Origin of the sequence: Massilia sp. LMS1-1-1.1, assembly GCF_040815535.1 — a bacterium.
Taxonomy (GTDB): domain Bacteria; phylum Pseudomonadota; class Gammaproteobacteria; order Burkholderiales; family Burkholderiaceae_D; genus Janthinobacterium; species Janthinobacterium aestuarii.
Genome location: NZ_JBFPNG010000012.1, coordinates 869,488 through 887,015, shown reverse-complemented (window position 1 = coordinate 887,015; position 17,528 = coordinate 869,488). Strand labels below are relative to the sequence as shown.

The 17,528-nt window shown below is 61.6% G+C and carries 15 protein-coding genes and 2 riboswitches; of the genes, 8 read left to right on the top strand and 7 right to left on the bottom strand.

The window, feature by feature from the left end; genetic code table 11:
- Positions 1 to 70 precede the first annotated feature (70 nt).
- Complete coding sequence (locus tag MRBLMS1_RS14015) at positions 71 to 643, bottom strand: ATP-dependent Clp protease proteolytic subunit (protein WP_223279162.1); 573 nt, start codon at positions 641 to 643, stop codon at positions 71 to 73.
- Between the two features lie 169 nt (positions 644 to 812).
- Positions 813 to 899, top strand: a riboswitch (glycine riboswitch).
- 27 nt (positions 900 to 926) lie between these two features.
- A riboswitch (glycine riboswitch) is annotated at positions 927 to 1,032 on the top strand.
- A 74-nt stretch (positions 1,033 to 1,106) separates the two neighbouring features.
- Between MRBLMS1_RS14015 and gcvT the strand changes: the two genes are divergently transcribed.
- From gcvT to gcvP, 3 genes are all read left to right on the top strand, one after another.
- The gene (gene gcvT / locus MRBLMS1_RS14010; protein ID WP_485879805.1) at positions 1,107 to 2,228 is read left to right on the top strand and encodes a glycine cleavage system aminomethyltransferase GcvT; all 1,122 of its coding nucleotides are present in this window, start codon (positions 1,107 to 1,109) and stop codon (positions 2,226 to 2,228) included.
- A 69-nt stretch (positions 2,229 to 2,297) separates the two neighbouring features.
- Complete coding sequence (gene gcvH / locus MRBLMS1_RS14005; protein WP_034752282.1) at positions 2,298 to 2,678, top strand: glycine cleavage system protein GcvH; 381 nt, start codon at positions 2,298 to 2,300, stop codon at positions 2,676 to 2,678.
- 118 nt (positions 2,679 to 2,796) lie between these two features.
- Positions 2,797 to 5,697, top strand: a complete 2,901-nt coding sequence (gcvP, locus tag MRBLMS1_RS14000; RefSeq protein WP_485879802.1) for an aminomethyl-transferring glycine dehydrogenase — start codon at positions 2,797 to 2,799, stop codon at positions 5,695 to 5,697.
- 226 nt (positions 5,698 to 5,923) lie between these two features.
- Here gcvP and MRBLMS1_RS13995 read toward each other — a convergent pair whose 3' ends face one another.
- Complete coding sequence (locus MRBLMS1_RS13995; protein ID WP_189396736.1) at positions 5,924 to 6,091, bottom strand: hypothetical protein; 168 nt, start codon at positions 6,089 to 6,091, stop codon at positions 5,924 to 5,926.
- Positions 6,092 to 6,236: 145 nt separating this feature from the next.
- Here MRBLMS1_RS13995 and MRBLMS1_RS13990 point away from each other — a divergent pair, with 145 nt between their 5' ends.
- Both MRBLMS1_RS13990 and MRBLMS1_RS13985 read left to right on the top strand, forming a co-directional pair.
- A complete protein-coding gene (locus MRBLMS1_RS13990; RefSeq protein WP_485879800.1) occupies positions 6,237 to 7,454 on the top strand; it encodes a Bcr/CflA family efflux MFS transporter in 1,218 nt (405 codons plus the stop codon).
- Between the two features lie 25 nt (positions 7,455 to 7,479).
- Complete coding sequence (locus MRBLMS1_RS13985) at positions 7,480 to 8,085, top strand: TetR/AcrR family transcriptional regulator (RefSeq protein WP_485879798.1); 606 nt, start codon at positions 7,480 to 7,482, stop codon at positions 8,083 to 8,085.
- A 46-nt stretch (positions 8,086 to 8,131) separates the two neighbouring features.
- Here the strand turns inward: MRBLMS1_RS13985 and MRBLMS1_RS13980 are convergent, their stop codons facing one another.
- A complete protein-coding gene (locus MRBLMS1_RS13980) occupies positions 8,132 to 8,470 on the bottom strand; it encodes a hypothetical protein (protein WP_485879796.1) in 339 nt (112 codons plus the stop codon).
- 480 nt (positions 8,471 to 8,950) lie between these two features.
- On the opposite strand from MRBLMS1_RS13980, the gene mgtA reads away from it, so the two are divergent.
- From mgtA to MRBLMS1_RS13965, 3 genes are read left to right on the top strand one after another with little or no spacing between them, the layout of a single operon-like run.
- Positions 8,951 to 11,635, top strand: a complete 2,685-nt coding sequence (gene mgtA, locus MRBLMS1_RS13975; RefSeq protein ID WP_485879794.1) for a magnesium-translocating P-type ATPase — start codon at positions 8,951 to 8,953, stop codon at positions 11,633 to 11,635.
- Between the two features lie 36 nt (positions 11,636 to 11,671).
- Entirely contained in the window at positions 11,672 to 12,025 is a 354-nt protein-coding gene (locus MRBLMS1_RS13970) for a hypothetical protein (RefSeq protein ID WP_485879792.1), read from the top strand.
- Between the two features lie 41 nt (positions 12,026 to 12,066).
- Positions 12,067 to 12,534: a ribonuclease HI family protein gene (locus tag MRBLMS1_RS13965; protein ID WP_485879790.1), complete on the top strand. Its 468-nt coding sequence runs from the start codon at positions 12,067 to 12,069 to the stop codon at positions 12,532 to 12,534.
- Here the strand turns inward: MRBLMS1_RS13965 and MRBLMS1_RS13960 are convergent.
- The 4 genes from MRBLMS1_RS13960 to MRBLMS1_RS13945 all read right to left on the bottom strand — a co-directional run bounded on the left by MRBLMS1_RS13960 (position 12,531) and on the right by MRBLMS1_RS13945 (position 17,412).
- Entirely contained in the window at positions 12,531 to 14,168 is a 1,638-nt protein-coding gene (locus tag MRBLMS1_RS13960; protein ID WP_485879788.1) for a methyl-accepting chemotaxis protein, read from the bottom strand. The genes MRBLMS1_RS13965 and MRBLMS1_RS13960 overlap by 4 nt on opposite strands.
- Before the next feature lie 81 nt (positions 14,169 to 14,249).
- Positions 14,250 to 15,857, bottom strand: coding sequence for a methyl-accepting chemotaxis protein (locus MRBLMS1_RS13955; RefSeq protein WP_485879786.1), 1,608 nt, complete (start codon positions 15,855 to 15,857; stop codon positions 14,250 to 14,252).
- A 322-nt stretch (positions 15,858 to 16,179) separates the two neighbouring features.
- Positions 16,180 to 16,671: a chemotaxis protein CheW gene (locus MRBLMS1_RS13950; RefSeq protein ID WP_034752308.1), complete on the bottom strand. Its 492-nt coding sequence runs from the start codon at positions 16,669 to 16,671 to the stop codon at positions 16,180 to 16,182.
- A gap of 204 nt (positions 16,672 to 16,875) precedes the next feature.
- The gene (locus tag MRBLMS1_RS13945) at positions 16,876 to 17,412 is read right to left on the bottom strand and encodes an energy transducer TonB (RefSeq protein ID WP_485879783.1); all 537 of its coding nucleotides are present in this window, start codon (positions 17,410 to 17,412) and stop codon (positions 16,876 to 16,878) included.
- Between the last annotated feature and the right edge of the window lie 116 nt (positions 17,413 to 17,528).

The following is a 17,528-nucleotide window of genomic DNA, read 5'->3' as shown; positions in this document are numbered from 1 at the left end:
GCTGCAGCGAAGAATTACATTCGATTACAAATTTCCGCGCAAAACCATCGGCTTGACCAGCTCCCGGGCGTCAGATATTCGTCAGGCGCTTGCCCTTGGGCGGCGCAAAGTCACGGATCGATTCGATCAGGCCCACCTCCAGCGCCTGGTCGGCCGTCAGGTGCAGGTCGGAATACGCATGCACCTGCCACTGCTCTTCCGTCAGGTTGACCTGGCCGCGCAGGATGCGCTCGGTACGCATGTCGTCGGCGCGCAAGCCCTCGACGATGATGCTGAGCGCATCGGGACGCGAACCGGGCGAAGCTGTCGCATGCGACTTGTGCACCATGAAGCGGGCCGTGTCGCTGGCGTGGCGCTGCCGTCCCGCCAGGAACAGGGTGACGGCGATGGACGCCACGGCGCCCGCGTTATAGGTAATGATGTCGAGCGGCAACTTGCTGAGAAAGTTGTACAGACAGATGCCATCGCTGACATAGCCGCCGTTGGACTGGATCAAAATATGCGCAGTGGTGAGCTTGTCTTCCGTGATGTCGGCCACGGCGTTGAAGACGCGCCGCACCATGTCACTGTTGACGTCGCCCGAGAGGGTAAAGTAACCGTGCTGCTCGGTGTTGTTTTGTGTCTCGCTTTGTGTCGTGTTCATGGCAGGCACCCGCAAGAAAGCCAGGATTTCATCATAGCGCATTCCCGCGCGGCCGGGCGCCCTTTTGCAACGGGCCAGCACCGCTCCCAGCCCCGCAAACCGGGGCTTTTGCTGCAATTTGGCAACGTCTTTACAGATTGACAGAACCACCCCGCTGGCATATATTCCTCCCACTTGATCGGGAGAGGGCAACCCAGCGTTGCCGCCGAAGGGGCACTACCCAAAAACTCTCAGGCAAAAGGACCGATCAGGCGGACTGAAGTTGTTGCTTTGGCGACATCTTTAGCTCAACTCTGGAGAGCGGCCGCGGCTATTGCCGGCGGCCCACCGAAGGGGCGCACGGGGCAAGCCCCCGTAATCTCTCAGGTACAAAGGACAGGGGGGTCAGTGATCACGCTGGAAAGCCGTGTTTGGCTATTCTATGTTTTGTTAACTCCCCTATTACCTTCGTCCCGAGGAATCCATGACGCTCAAAGCGACCCCACTCAACAACGCCCACCGTGCCCTCGGCGCCCGCATGGTCGATTTCGGCGGCTGGGACATGCCTGTCAACTACGGCTCGCAAATCGAAGAGCATAACGCCGTGCGCGGCGATGCCGGCATGTTCGACGTGTCCCATATGTGCGTGGTCGATATCGAAGGACCGAACGTGCGCGCCTTCCTGCGCGGCTTGCTGGCCAATAACGTCGACAAGCTGCAAGTGTCGGGCAAGGCGCTGTACTCGTGCATGCTGAATGCCGAAGGCACCGTCATCGATGACCTGATCGTCTACTTCTTCAACGAAAACTGGTTCCGCCTCGTCGTCAACGCGGGCACGGCTGAAAAAGACGTGGCCTGGATGCAGCAGCAAAATGCCAGCACCAACAGCGGCCTGACGATCACGCAGCGCCGCGACGGCAATGACGCCATGGCCCTGGTGGCCGTGCAAGGCCCGAACGCGCGCGCCAAGGTGTGGCAAGTGCTGCCGCAAACGCAAGCCGCGTCCGAAGCCATCAAGCCCTTCAACGTTGTCATCGTCAAGGACACGCCATTTGGCGAAGTCATGCTGGCGCGCACCGGCTACACGGGCGAAGACGGTTTTGAAATCGGCGTGGCCGCCACCCAGGTGGAAGCGCTGTGGAACGCCCTGGCAGCGGCGGGCGTCAAGCCGGCCGGCCTCGGTGCGCGCGACACCCTGCGCCTGGAAGCGGGCATGAATCTGTACGGCCAGGACATGGATGAAACCGTCAACCCGCTCGACGCGGGCCTGGCGTGGACGATCGACCTGGTCAGCGAGCGCGACTTCATCGGCAAGAGCGCCCTGCTGGCCAAAGGCCAGAACGCGCAATTCGTCGGTCTGATCCTGCGCGAAAAAGGCGGCGTGCTGCGCGCCCATCAAAAAGTCATCATCGCCGGTAACGAGCAAACAGGCGAAATCACCAGCGGTACCTTCAGCCCGACGATGCAGGAAGCAATCGCCCTGGCGCGCGTGCCCAACGGCGTAGCTGTAGGCGACACCGTGCACGTGGAAATCCGCGGCAAGCAGCTGGCCGCCTCGGTAGTCAAGCTGCCTTTCGTGCGTAACGGTAAAATCCTGGTTGCGTAAGCGATTAGAGCCGCCCGCAAGACCGAACAACCATAATCAATAACGAACATTTACCATCTGGAGCCACACATGAACATTCCTGCAGACCTGAAGTACACCGCTTCCCACGAATGGGTACGCCTGGAAGCCGACGGCACCATCACCGTCGGCATCACCGAGTACGCGCAGGACGCGCTGGGCGACATCGTCTTCGTCGAATTGCCTGACGTCGGCGCCACCTTCACCGCCGGCGACGACGCCGCCGTGGTGGAATCGGTCAAGGCAGCGAGCGACATCTATGCGCCGCTGTCGGGCGAAGTCGTGGCCGTGAACGACGACGTGGTCAATGCGCCTGAATCGATCAACGCAGACGCCTACGCCAACTGGCTGTTCAAGATCAAGCCAGCCGACGTGTCGGCCCTGGACGGCTTGCTCGACGCTGCCGCCTATGGCGCCACCACCAGCGCGTAATCGCGTTTGACTCACGGGCCGCGTTTGCGGCCCGTTTGCATTTAATTTTGTAGCTATGCCCCGGCGCCGCGCCCGCGCGCCGCATCCCGGTTTTTCAGTCTTTTTTGGCCTCTATATCATGACCCGCACCAGCCTGACCCAACTCGAAGCACGCGATGCCTTCATCGCCCGCCACATCGGCCCTTCCGCCACCGAACAGCAAGCCATGCTGGCGACCCTCGGCTATCCATCGCGCGCCGCGCTGATCGACGCCCTGGTACCGGCCAACATCCGCAACAAGGGCGCCCTGCCCCTGGGCGCGTACTCGCAGCCGATGCCGGAACAGGAAGCCCTGTCGCGCCTGAAAGCCATCGCCGGCAAGAACCAGGTACTGAAGTCCCTGATCGGCCAGGGCTACTACAACACGTTTACGCCTGGCGTCGTGTTGCGCAACATCTTTGAAAACCCGGCCTGGTACACGGCCTACACACCTTACCAGCCAGAGATTTCGCAAGGCCGCCTGGAAGCGATTTTGAACTTCCAGCAAGTGATCACGGACCTGACGGGCATGGGCATCTCGAACGCCTCGATGCTGGACGAAGGCACGGCCGCCGCCGAAGCAATGACGCTGATCCAGCGCGTGGGCAAGTCGAAGTCGAACGTGCTGTACGTCGCCAACGACGTACTGCCGCAAACCCTGGAAGTGGTGCAGACGCGCGCCCAGCCGATCGGCATCGAGGTGCGCACGTTCGACCCGGCGGAAATCGAGTCGCTGGACGCCTGCTTCGGCGTGCTGCTGCAATACCCTGGCGTGAACGGCGTCGTGCGCGACTACCGCGCCGGCGTGGAAAAACTGCACGCGAACGGCGCCATGGTCATCGTCGCGGCCGACCTGCTGGCCCTGACCATGCTCACGCCACCGGGCGAATGGGGCGCCGACGTCGTCGTCGGCAACAGCCAGCGCTTCGGCGTGCCGCTCGGTTTCGGCGGCCCGCACGCGGGCTATCTGTCCACGCGCGATGAATTCAAGCGCAATATGTCGGGCCGCCTGGTGGGCGTGACCGTCGATGCCCAAGGCAACAAGGCCTATCGTCTGGCCCTGCAAACGCGCGAACAGCATATCCGCCGCGAAAAAGCGACGTCGAACATCTGCACGGCGCAAGTGCTGCTGGCCGTGATGGCCTCGATGTACGCCGTCTACCATGGCCCTGCCGGCCTGCTGCAGATCGCCCAGCGCGTGCACCGCTTTACGGGCGTGCTGGCCGCCAACCTGAAGACCCTCGGCTATGGCGTCGTCAACGCGAGCTACTTCGACACCCTGACCATCAATGTCGCCGATGCGGCGCAGCTGCACGCGACGGCCATGCACCACGGCGTCAACCTGCGCAAGATCGACAACACCCACGTCGGCGTGTCGCTCGACGAAACCACCACGCGCGACGATATTGCGCTGCTGTGGAAGGTGTTCGCGCACGGCCTGGCCAACGCGCCTGCCGCCCCGGACCTGGACGCAGTCGAAGCGAATGTGACTAGCGCGCTGCCGGCACAGCTGGCACGCGAGAGCGCCTACCTGACCCACCCCGTCTTCAACAGCTACCACTCGGAACACGAAATGCTGCGCTACCTGCGCAGCCTGGCCGACAAGGATCTGGCGCTGGACCGCACCATGATCCCGCTCGGCTCGTGCACGATGAAGCTGAACGCCACGTCGGAAATGATTCCCGTCACCTGGCCCGAATTCTCGAACATCCACCCGTTCGCGCCCGATGCGCAAACGGTCGGCTACCGTGAAATGATCGCACAGCTGGAAGAAATGCTGTGCGCGCTGACGGGCTACGCGGCCGTCTCGCTGCAGCCGAACGCCGGCTCGCAGGGCGAATATGCGGGTCTGCTGGTGATCAAGGCGTACCACGAATCGCGCGGCGAAGGCCACCGCAACATCTGTCTGATTCCATCGTCGGCGCACGGCACCAACCCGGCATCGGCCAACATGGTCTGCATGCAGGTCGTCGTCACCAGCTGCGACGCCAACGGCAACGTGGACCTGGCCGACCTGAAAGCGAAAGCGGAAAAGCACAGCGCCAACCTGGCTTGCGTGATGGTCACCTACCCGTCCACCCACGGCGTGTTTGAAGAAGGCATCCAGGAATTGTGCGAGATCATCCACTCGCACGGCGGCCAGGTCTACATCGACGGCGCCAACATGAACGCACTGGTCGGCGTGGCCGCTCCCGGCTCGTTCGGCGGCGACGTGTCGCACCTGAACCTGCATAAAACCTTCTGCATCCCGCACGGCGGTGGCGGACCAGGCGTCGGCCCGATCGGTGTCGGCGCCCACCTGGCGAAATTCCTGCCGAACCAGCGTTCGTCGGGCTACCAGCGCGATGCCGCCGGCATTGGCGCCGTCAGCGCCGCGCCATTCGGCTCGGCCAGCATCCTGCCGATTTCGTGGATGTACATCGCCATGATGGGCGCGGAAGGCTTGACGGCAGCCACCGAGACGGCGATCCTGGCGGCGAACTACATCGCGCGCCGCCTGGCGCCGCACTACCCCGTGCTGTACTCGGGCCACGACGGCCTGGTCGCGCACGAGTGCATCCTGGACCTGCGCCCGATCACGGACGCCACCGGTATCAGCAACGAAGACGTGGCCAAGCGTTTGATGGACTTCGGTTTCCATGCGCCGACCATGAGCTTCCCCGTGCCGGGCACCCTGATGATCGAGCCGACGGAAAGCGAATCGAAAGTGGAGATCGACCGCTTCATCGACGCCATGATCGCCATCCGCGCGGAAATCGCCAAGGTCGCCAGCGGTGAATTCGACCACGACGACAACCCTTTGAAAAACGCACCGCACACGGCACAAGTCTTGATGTCGGACAGCTGGGAACGCAAGTACAGCCGTGAAATCGCGGCCTACCCGGTCGCTTCGCTGCGCCAGCGCAAATACTGGCCACCGGTCGGCCGCGCCGACAACGTGTACGGTGACCGCAATCTGTTCTGCGGCTGCGCACCGATCAGCTCGTACGAGGAGGAATAACGCCAGACCAAACCTACTGCGCGTCGCGCTTTGCGGCCGGCGATGCTCACCGTACTAGAGTACGGTTGCGCTTCTCTGCCACAAATCACTGACGCTCGCTACGGTTTTGTCAGGCGTCGAAACTCTGCAATCAGCTGCGTAGGTCGGATTAGCGCGCAAGCGCGTAATCCGACCTCACCACCGGCCGCGCTAACCATGTTGTCGGATTACGCTCCGCTAATCCGACCTACGCGATCGGCAACGCCAGCAAGACCGCACCAGGCAAGCCCAGCACGGTGCCCAGTATCGTCAAACACACGACATCGCGCCGCTCGCAGCGGGCGCGGTGCGAACTCCAGGCGGCGAACAGCAGCGCCACGGCAACGCCGCTGAGCGAAATTCCCACTTCCGTCATGCCAGTTCTCCCGCCATTGTTGTTTCTTTCATCGCTCTCATCCTTTTCATTGATTGAATAAGCTACCTACCGGTAGGCAGTAAGTGTACAATAAAAAACACGGCGGCGTCCATGCCCCCGTTTTTTGACGATAAAAGGAATCGCAATGCAGCAGCAAACCACTGTTTCCGCCGCCGGTCTCGGGCTGGCGGCTTCCCTGGCTCTCGTGGCCGTGCTTGGTCCGGCGGGTATCGACATGTACCTGGCCTCGATGCCGGCCATGGCGCGCGAGCTGCACACCTCGTATGCGAACGTGCAACTGAGCCTGACGGTCTTCCTGCTGGCCTTGGGCGGCGGGCAACTGCTGTGCGGGCCGCTCACCGACATGCTGGGCCGGCGCCATCCGCTCTTGGCCGGCATCGCCATCTACATCGCGGCGGCCGTGTGGGCGGCGCAGGCGGATCAATTGAGCACCCTGTTGCTGGCGCGTACCTTGCAGGGCCTGGGCGCGGCGCTGACCCTGGTCATCGTGATGAGCATGGTGCGCGACGTGGCCGATGGGGTCAAAGCGGCGCAGCTGTTTGCCCTGTTGATGACCATCGTCGGCCTGGCGCCCGTGCTGGCGCCCGCCGTGGGCGGCTTGCTCGATGCGCACTATGGCTGGCGCGCCGTGATGCTGGCCCTGGCCGCGCTGGGTACCTTGACCCTGCTCAACAGCGTGCTGTTCCTGCCGGAAACCTTGCCGCGCGCGCGCCGCGTCTCGCCGCAAGGCATGCACCGCACGTATGCCCGCATCGCACTGGACCACGGCTTCCTGCTGCCCGCGCTGGCCCTGTCCGCCACTTTCTTTTTCCTGTTTGCGTATATCGGCGGCGCGTCGCTCGTGTACCAGCGCGACTTCGGCCTGTCTGCCAGCAACTTCGGCCTCGTCTTTGGCGCGACGGGCGTGGCCGTGCTGCTCGGTGCCATGGCCAGCGGCCGGATGGTGGAAAAGCACGGCGTGGCGCGCCTGAGCGTGGCGGGCAGCGTAGCCATGTTGGGCGGCGCGGTACTGGCCCTGCTCGGCGCGTGGGCGGGAGCGGGCATCGCCGCCGTCGTGCCCGGCATGTTCGTGGCCCTGTTTGGCCTGGGCATCGCGGAAGCGGCGTTGATGGCCATGGCCATGGGTTCACAGCAGCGTGCGCTCGGTTCCACGGCCGCCCTGCTGGGCGCCATCCAGATGACCTTGTCGTCCTTTGCCACGCCGCTGGCGGCAAGCCTGTCCGAATGGGGGCCATTGCCCTGGCTGCTGTTCTTGACCGCGGCCGGCCTGCTGGTATCATGGCTGACCTTGGCCACTGCGCGCATCCATCCGGTCCATGCCGGCAGCCTGGGAGCGCACTGACGCTTCACCCAACCACTAGCCTCATATGAAGAAACGCTCGGCCTCGGCCGATAACATCTGCGCCGTCGCCGTCGTCCATTTTTCCGAACACGGCTACGACGCATCGTCGCTGAGCGACATCGCCGAACAGGCGGGCATGCGCAAGGCTTCGCTGTATTCGCACTTCGCTGGCAAGGATGCCCTCTTCCTCGACGTGTTTGCCGACGCACTGGCCGAAGAACAAGCGTTCATGGACGCCTGCTTCGCCGACGAGGCGGCACTGACGGCGCCCGGCGGCCAGCTGGCCGGCGCCCTGTACTGCGACCGCATGGCGCAGCGCTACGCGGAGTCGGCCCACCTGCGCTTTTTGCTGCGTACGGCGTATCTGCCGCCCGCGCCTTTGCGCATCGAAGTCGGCACGGGCTATGAAGCCTTGCTGGCGCAATTGCAGCAGCATTACGTGGCCAGCCTGGGCCGCATGGCGCCGGCCCTGGCGCCGCAGCGCATCGAGCTGTATGCGCAAGCCTACCTGGGCATCGTCGACAGCCTGCACGTGGAACTGATCTACGCGGGCGGCGCCGCGCTGCAGCAGCGCCATGCAGCCCTGTGGCACATCCTGTCAGATTCGCTGGCGATGGCGCAAACGGCCTGATACGCTATAACGCTATCGATGCTTCGAAAGCACCGGTTTGCCACATTCACAGCACGAGTAAAAAGCCAGCAAGCGGAACGACGGCAAACAGCACAACAACGCCAAGGCATCCTGATCTGGATCCAGGTCTGGAACCCGCAGGAGAAGCGCCACGCTCACGCTCGCGTGGCGCCCTGGCATGTAGCCATTTGATATGACAGGACTGGCAGAAGAATGTCGTTTTGTTGTTGCGCCAAGCTTCAATCGTTCGATCGGTGTGGCATGCAACCGTGCCGCAACGGGCACATTCGAAATGTGTTTCTTTGGGCAGCTTTTTAGACAAGTGCTTGCCAACAAAGAAGATGACGACAAGGCCGGCGATTACCGCCCCAACGATCACTTCCATAGATATTTATTTTTCTGTATATGCATAGGGTTTACCGTGGCTACTTCCAGCCAATCAACGTACTCGAGCATAATGGATTGCCAAGCGGCAAAAATCACAGATTGTCACATTACACTTTGGAAACCTAAGATTTCTTCAGTTGACACCCTGGCAGCCCATCCATAAGATGCCCTCATTATTCATTTACGGAGTCCCACGTGGGTACTTGTTCTAGTGACAGTAGCCGATCTTGTATCGGTGATTGCCTCGGCAGCTAAGCAGCAAGCAACGCGGAACTCTGTTTCCTCCGTGCCTTGCTGAGCAAGGTGCGGTGTCTCGCGCGGCCAGTCCGGCTGCGCGCCTCCCCCCTCTTTCCGATCGCGACCGGCTACTGACCCGGATTGCCCGCCAGCGTCATGGTTCGCCATGTTGCGCTGGCGGCACGCAAGTCTTGCCTGCGGCTGCGCCGCCCGTCAACACCTCGCCGTGAAAGGAAGAGCCATGAACCTCTTCACCCGCTTATTCGAATCGTTCCTGCGCAAGCGCCATACGGCCGGCCATTTCCGCCGGCGCGCCATGCCGCTGGAAAACAGCACGGCCCGCCCCGTGCCCGACCATCTGGCGCGCCAGCTGCTGGCCGCCGCCCATGAAGAGCTCGACAGCGCGCTGAACCGCCTGCACACGCGCATCGAAGGCTTGCGCGATGCCGAGGCGCAAGTTATCGGCGCACAAACGGGCCCGAACGAGGTCGAGCATGAAAAACCGCTGGCCTGGTACCAGCACCTGTGGCTGTGCTACAAGAATCCGTTCAACCTGCTGCTCACCGTGCTGGCCATCGTTTCCTACCTGACAGAAGACCCGAAGGCCACCATCGTCATCGGCACCATGGTGATTCTCTCGACCCTGCTGCGCTTCGTGCAGGAGGGTCGCTCGAACCGGGCCGCCGAACGCCTGAAAGCCATGGTCAGCAATACGGCCACCGTGCTGCGTAATGGCCAGCAGATCGAGCTGCCGATCCGCCAGCTGGTACAAGGCGACATCATCGTGCTGTCGGCCGGTGACATGATCCCCGCCGATTGCCGTTTGCTTTCCGCCAAAGACCTGTTCGTCAGCCAGGCCGCCATGACCGGTGAATCCTTGCCCGTGGAAAAGATGGCCGAACTGGCCGACAGCGCAGGCCGCGACCCGATGGACCTGGCCAATTTGCTGTTCATGGGCACGAATGTGATCTCGGGCGCGGCCACGGCGCTGGTCTTGGCGACCGGCAACCGCACGTATTTCGGCACCATCGCCACGCGGGTGACGGCCACGGAGCGCACGCCAACGGCGTTCGAGGCGGGCGTCAACAGCGTCAGCTGGCTCTTGATCCGCTTCGCCCTCGTGATGGCGCCGCTCGTGTTCCTGATCAATGGCTGGACCAAGGGCGACTGGATGGAAGCGTTTCTGTTCGCGCTGTCCGTGGCCGTCGGCCTGACGCCGGAAATGCTGCCCATGATTGTCACCAGCACCCTGGCCAAGGGCGCCGTGAAACTGTCGAAAAAGAAAGTCGTCGTCAAACGCCTGGACGCCATCCAGAACTTCGGCGCCATGGATGTCTTGTGCACGGACAAGACGGGCACCTTGACGCAAGACAAGATCGTGCTCGAGCGCCACACGGACGTCTTCGGTCAGCCGTCCGATGAGGTGCTGCAATTCGCCTACTTGAATAGCCACTACCAGACGGGCTTGAAGAATCTGCTCGACCGCGCCGTGCTCGACCACGTGGAATTGCAGACGGAAATGCAGCTGGCCCGCGATTACGTCAAGGTCGATGAAATCCCGTTCGATTTCGTGCGCCGCCGCATGTCCGTCGTCGTTTCCGAAAAGAATGATCATCATGAGCTGATCTGCAAGGGCGCCGTCGAGGAAATCCTTGCCGCCTGCAGCCATCTGCGCCTCGGCGGCGTGAACATTCCGCTCGATCCTGCCCTGCTGGACAAGGTGCTGGAAACCACGCATGGCCTCAATGCGGAGGGCTTGCGCGTCGTGGCCGTGGCCGTCAAGGAAGTGCCGCCGCACAAAACCGTGTATGGCGTGGCCGATGAAACGGCGCTGACCCTGATCGGCTATGTGGCGTTTCTGGACCCGCCCAAGGAATCGACGGCGCCCGCCCTGCGCGCGCTGGCGGAACACGGCGTCACCGTGAAAGTCTTGACGGGCGACAACCACCTCGTGACGGCAAAGATTTGCCGCGAAGTTGGCCTGGCCGTGCATGGCGTGCTGCAAGGCCCGCAGCTCGACGACATGGACGACGCCACCCTGGCCCGCGCGGCCGAAGACAACACCGTGTTTGCCAAGCTCAGCCCGCTGCACAAGGAGCGCCTCGTGCGCGCCCTGCGCGGCAATGGCCATATCGTCGGCTTCATGGGCGACGGCATCAACGACGCGCCCGCCCTGCGCGCGGCCGACATTGGCATTTCCGTCGATTCGGCCGTCGATATCGCCAAGGAAGCGGCCGACATCATCCTGCTGGAAAAGAGTCTGATGGTGCTGGAAGAAGGCGTGCTGGAAGGCCGGCGCACCTTCAGCAACATGCTCAAATATATCCGCATGACGGCCAGCTCGAACTTCGGCAATGTGTTTTCCGTACTGGTGGCCAGCGCCTTTTTACCGTTTTTGCCCATGCTGCCGCTGCACTTGCTGGTGCAAAACCTGCTGTATGACGTGTCGCAGATCGCCATCCCCTTCGACAATGTCGACGCCGAACTGATCCAGCAGCCGCTGAGCTGGAATCCGCGCGATATCGGCCGTTTCATGGTGTTCTTTGGTCCCATCAGCTCGATCTTCGACATCAGCACGTTTATTTTGATGTGGCATGTGTTTGGCGCGAATACGCCCGAGCAGCAGACACTGTTCCAGTCCGGCTGGTTCGTCGTGGGGCTGCTGACGCAAACCCTGATCGTGCACCTGATCCGCACGCCCAAGCTGCCCTTCATCGACAGCATCGCTTCCGTGCCCCTGCTGGTGGCTACCACCGCCATCATGGCCGTGGGCGTGTTCCTGCCGATGGGACCGCTGGCGACCTACTTCAAGCTGCAAGCCTTGCCATTGGGATATTTCCCATGGCTGCTGGGCATCCTCGTCTGCTACACGGTGCTGACGACGTTCATGAAACGCGTGTATCTGCGCAAATTCGGCTGGCAATAGTATGATGAGCCGCTCTTTCCCCTACAAAAGGCGCGCATGAGCGGCTCTTCCTCATCTTCATCAATCTCCAAACGCACGCAGGCCTTGCTGCTGTCGGCCCTCGTCTTCCCCGGCAGCGGGCATTTTGTATTGCAACGCAAGGCCCGTGGCTGCCTCTTCCTCGTGCCGGCCCTGGCCGCGCTCGTGCTCGTATTGCGCCAGATCATGGCACGTTTGGACCAGGTAATGGCACAGATCGACAGCGGCGCCCTGCCCCTCGACGTGCAGCTGATCGTGGAAAAAGTCGATGCGCTGTCCGCCAATGACGGGCCCGCCATGACGGTGGCAGTTGGTGTGCTGGTGGCGTGCTGGATAGGCAGCCTCGTCGACACCTTCCTGATCAAGCCATGACGGCGGAGGCGCAGGCGCGCAAAGCACGCAAGGAAGCCAAGATGTTGGAGCGCCGCGCCCAACTGGCGCTCAGCCGCCAGGACCATGGCGGCCCGCTGGCCTGGCGCGGCTGGTTCGATGGTTCCGCCCACCCGAACCCGGGCAAGCTGGGCATAGGCGCGCTGCTGCTGGGGCCGAACGGCGAACGTATCGAAGTGAGCGAGTCGGCTGGCTATGGCAGCAGCAGCGACGCGGAATATGCGGCCCTGACGGCCGTGCTGCAAGCGGCACTCAAGGTGCGCCCGCAGCCCGTGCAGTTGCTGCTGTACGGCGACAGCCAGGTGGTGATCAACGACGTGCTGGGAACGACGCCGGTCGGCGCCAAGGGACTGGAAACGCAGAGGGCCACCGTAGTGGCCCTGCTGGAACAATTTACTGATGTGAGCTTGCGCTGGCTGCCGCGCCACAGAAATGGCGAGGCGGACCGGCTATCGCAACTGGCGATTACCGGCTGGGTCGAGAAAGATTAAGCGGCGCGACCGATGCGCAACGCATCCTTCTGCTCTTTCGCCACCGGACGTTTCATCCCTTTCAAACCGCTGACACTGGCCTGCTGCCCATTCAGTTTGAACACGCTGACGACTTGCGCCAAGTTATGCGCCTGATGCTGCATCGATTCGGCGGCGGCCGCCGACTCTTCCACCAGGGCCGCATTTTGCTGCGTGACGGCATCCATCTGGCCGATGGCCCGGTTGATCTCGTCGATGCCCACGCTTTGCTCGCTGCTCGCTGCCGTGATTTCCGTGATGATGTCGCTCACGCGCTGCACGCTGTCAACGATGTCATTCATGGTCGAACCGGCTTGCGCCACCAGCATGCTGCCTGCGTTGACTTGCTCCACGGAGGCACCGATCAGGGTCTTGATTTCTTTTGCCGCCGAAGCGGAACGCTGGGCCAGGTTGCGCACTTCGGACGCCACAACGGCAAAGCCGCGACCCTGCTCGCCGGCGCGTGCCGCTTCCACGGCCGCGTTCAGCGCCAGGATATTCGTCTGGAAGGCGATGCCGTCAATGACGGAAATGATGTCGACGATCTTGTTCGACGAAGCATTGATCGATTCCATCGTGCCCACCACCTGCGCCACGACTTCGCCACCCTTGACGGCCACTTGCGCGGCCGAGGCCGCCAACTGGTTCGCCTGACGCGCATTGTCCGCATTCTGTTTCACGGTCGACGTCAATTCTTCCATCGACGACGCCGTCTCTTCCAGCGAACCGGCCTGCTCTTCCGTGCGGGAAGACAGGTCCTGGTTGCCGGCCGCAATTTCCGTCGACGACGTGGCGATGCTATCGGTGCCGCTGCGCACTTCGCTGACGATGTTGAGCAGGCTCGTGTTCATGTCCTTCAACGCTTGCAGCAATTGCCCGGTTTCATCCTTGGCGCTGGCATCGATCTGCGCCGTCAAGTCGCCATCGGCCACCTTGCGGGCAATCTCCACGGCCGTGCGCAGGGGGCGCACGATGCCCATCGTCAGCAACCAGGCGCACACGACGCCAAAGCCCAGCGCCAGCACGGCCAGGGTCAGCAGCAAGTTGCGGCTCGTCTTGGCGACCTCGTCGATCTCGCGCGCGGTTTTATCGATGCTGGCGCGCTGGTGCTGCAGCATGTCGTTGACCACTTTCAGGTATTTCGTCGAACCGGGCACGAAGATCCCACTGAAAGCTTGCTCAGCTTCCGCTTCCTGTCCATCCGCCTTCAGCTTCGACACTTGCGCGCGCGAATCGAGGTAGACCTTGCGCTGTTCGCTCACCAGGCGGAACAGTTCCTTTTCTTCCGGGCTGGAAATCAAGGCTTCGATCTTCTTTTGCAATTCGCCCGAGACCACCGACGATTGCTTGGCCTCTTCCGCAAAATATGCACCCAAGCTCGTGTCGCTGCTGCGCGCGATGGCCGTGGTGCGGCGCACGCCGCTGTCGATTTTCGCGTACCAGTCGGAAATATAGCGTTCCTTCGTCAGCGGCAATTCCATCATGGAACGCGTGGCCGTGGCCACGTCATGCAAGCGCCACACGCTGATGCCCGTGATGAGCATGGAAAACAGCAAGATCACGGCAAAACCCAGGCCGAGGCGCACACCAATACTGACGTTTCTTAACAAATTCATGTGAATATCCTAAAAAAGCGGAACCAGACTATATAAAAGGGGAACAGCAGAAAGCGGCTGCACGGGGCAGCCGCGGCCACATCAGCGTGTGCCGATGCGCAAGGCGGTTTGCGGCGCTGCCGGGCGTTTCAGCGCCTGGTGGCCATTGAGTTTAAAGACGCTGACCACTTGCGCCAGGTTGTGCGCCTGGTGCTGCATGGATTCGGCAGCCGCCGCCGATTCTTCCACCAGCGCCGCATTTTGCTGCGTAACGGCATCCATCTGGCCGATGGCCCGGTTGATCTCGTCGATGCCCACGCTTTGCTCGCTGCTGGCCGCCGTGATTTCCGTGATGATGTCGCTCACGCGCTGCACGCTGTCGACGATATCGTTCATGGTCGAACCGGCTTGCGCCACCAGCATGCTGCCCGCATTGACTTGCTCCACGGAGGCGCCGATCAGGGTCTTGATTTCTTTCGCGGCGCTGGCTGAACGTTGGGCCAGGTTGCGCACTTCGGATGCCACGACGGCAAAACCACGGCCCTGCTCGCCGGCACGGGCCGCTTCCACGGCCGCGTTCAGCGCCAGGATATTCGTCTGGAAAGCGATGCCATCGATGACGGAAATGATGTCGACGATCTTGTTCGACGAAGCATTGATCGATTCCATCGTGCCCACCACCTGCGCCACGACTTCGCCGCCCTTGACGGCCACTTGCGCGGCCGACGCCGCCAACTGGTTCGCCTGGCGCGCATTGTCCGCATTCTGTTTCACGGTGCTGGTCAGCTCTTCCATCGACGACGCCGTTTCTTCCAGCGAACCGGCCTGCTCTTCCGTGCGGGAAGACAGATCCTGGTTGCCGGCGGCAATCTGCGTCGACGACGTCGCGATGCTGTCCGTGCCGCTGCGCACTTCGCCCACGATGTTGAGCAGGCTCGTGTTCATGTCCTTCAACGCTTGCAGCAATTGCCCGGTTTCATCGTTGGCGCTGGCATCGATCTGCGCCGTCAAATCGCCATCGGCTACCTTGCGGGCAATGTCCACGGCCGTGCGCAGGGGGCGCACAATGCCCATCGTCAACAACCAGGCGCAGACGACGCCAAAGCCCAGCGCCAGCACGGCCAGCACCAGCAGCAGGTTACGGCTGGTAGTGGCGACGGCGTCGATCTCGCGCGCCGTCTTGTCGATGCTGGCGCGCTGGTGTTCCAGCAAGTCCAGCACCATCTTCTGGTACTTGGCGGCGGCCGGCACGAAGGTCTTTTCAAACACTTCATTGGCGGCGTCGACCTGCGCTTCGCCCTTCAGCTTGTAGACCTGGTCGCGCGAACTGATGTACACCTTGCGCTGTTCCAGCAAGCCCGCGAACATGGCTTTTTCGGCTGGCAAGTCGATCAGTGCCTCGATCTTCTTTTGCAGTTCGGCCGAGCTGGACGACGAGACTTTCGATTCTTCGGCGAAATAGCCGCTGAGCGAAGTATCGCTGCTGCGGGCAATGGCGATGGTGCGGCGCACGGCGCTGTCGATGCGGCCATACCAGTCAGAAATATAGCGCTCCTTGGCCAGCGGCTGCTCCATCATGACGCGCGTGGCGCTGGCCACGTCGTGCAGGCGCCAGACGCTGATGCCCGTAATGAGCATGGAAAACAGCAAGATCACGGCAAAACCGAGTCCGAGGCGGACACCGATGCTGACGTTGCGTAATACATTCATGTGACTATCCTAAAAAGCCCTGATGCCAACGCGCCGAACGGCTGGCGGCATCCCTTTGGAGCGCTGAGTGGCTGCGGTATCAAAGTGGGCGTGAAAAGTGAAACCAAAGTGAAACTGGCGCACGGTTCGGCTGAACCGTGCGCCAGGAAAGGCGCTAGCGTGCGCCTTGCAGAAAAAGCAAACAATGCTTGGGGTCAATTGTTTCTAAAAAACCCTCTCAACACTAGGGTGTCAGGAAATGTTCAGGGCAAGGCGCGTTGCCGAAGACAGTACGAATGTACGGCGAGGCAATGCAACGCCGTCCTGGACTTTTCCTGGCGGCCTAGGCTGCTAATTTTTCGATCAAGCCCATGTCGGCGCTGGACATCAGCTGGTCGATATCGACCAGTATCAGCATGCGCTCGTCGATGGTACCCAGGCCGATCACGTATTCCGTATTGATCGAACGGCCCATGTCCGGCGCCGGCTTGATCTGTTCCGGCATCAGGGTGGTGACGTCGGAGACACGGTCGACGACCATGCCGACGACGCGGTTGCCGATGTTGAGGATGATGACGACGGTGAACTGGTCATAGCTGGGCGTGCCCAGGTTGAACTTGATGCGCATGTCGACGATCGGCACGATGATGCCGCGCAGGTTGACCACGCCCTTGACGAACTCGGGGGCGTTGGCGATGCGGGTCGGCGTTTCATAGCTGCGGATTTCGCTGACTTTCTGGATGTCGATGCCATATTCTTCCTGGCCCAGGGTAAAGGCCAGGTATTCGGCAGCCTTGGCAACGGTTGCGCCAGTATCGCTGGAATTGGTGTTCATGATGATCCTTTAGAAATGTCGCAGGGCGCGCCTGTCACCGGCCTTGGACGCCCATATGGAATTTATTAAATAATGCACTGAAATTGCAATACAGCAATGTTACCGCATGTAAATTTTCGGTGCACTAAAAAAGAGCATCGTTCTTTCCGCTGGATAGCGATTACCTGACTTTGTCGCAAAAGCATCACGCCTGCACGCCAGCCCTTATTGTGCCGCGTTCTCCCCGCCTGCCTCGTCCGACGGCAGGTTGAACGTCACCGTGTACACAAAATCCATGGTGCATGGCACGCCTCCGCACACACCCGGCTTGTAGCGCTGCTTGATGGCGGCAGCGGCGGCAAAGTTCGCCATCTTGTCGTCCGGCGACTCGAAGATGGACACTTCCTTGCCTTCCCCCTTGCTGTTCACTTGCACCGCCAGGACCAGCTTGCCCCGCACTTGCAAGATGCGCTGCGCCGCATATACTTCGCGCAAGAACGGTGCCAGCCCCTTGAGCGGATAGGGCGGCTCGTCCGTCGCGGGCATGCCCTCGTACTGGTCCCGTACGGCAAGCTTCTGCTCCTCACTCAGTTGCGCATAGCTGTAATTCAAGGGAATAGCGGCTTTCACACCCTTGTGCTTAATGGCAGTGCCCGTTTGCGCCATATCCTCCGTCAAGGTATAGCGGGGAGCTTCCTGGGCCCAGGCGGCTGTGTGACCGCAGGCAACTAACAAACCGAATATCAGCCAATGGCGGCGCATGGGTATCCTTTGCAAGGTGGACTAATTATTTTTGAAAATATTTGATAGGCAATAAAACACCAAGGCGCGCATTCTGCTCAGGAGTAAACAAAAAAGCAAGTGCTTTAAAGCAATGA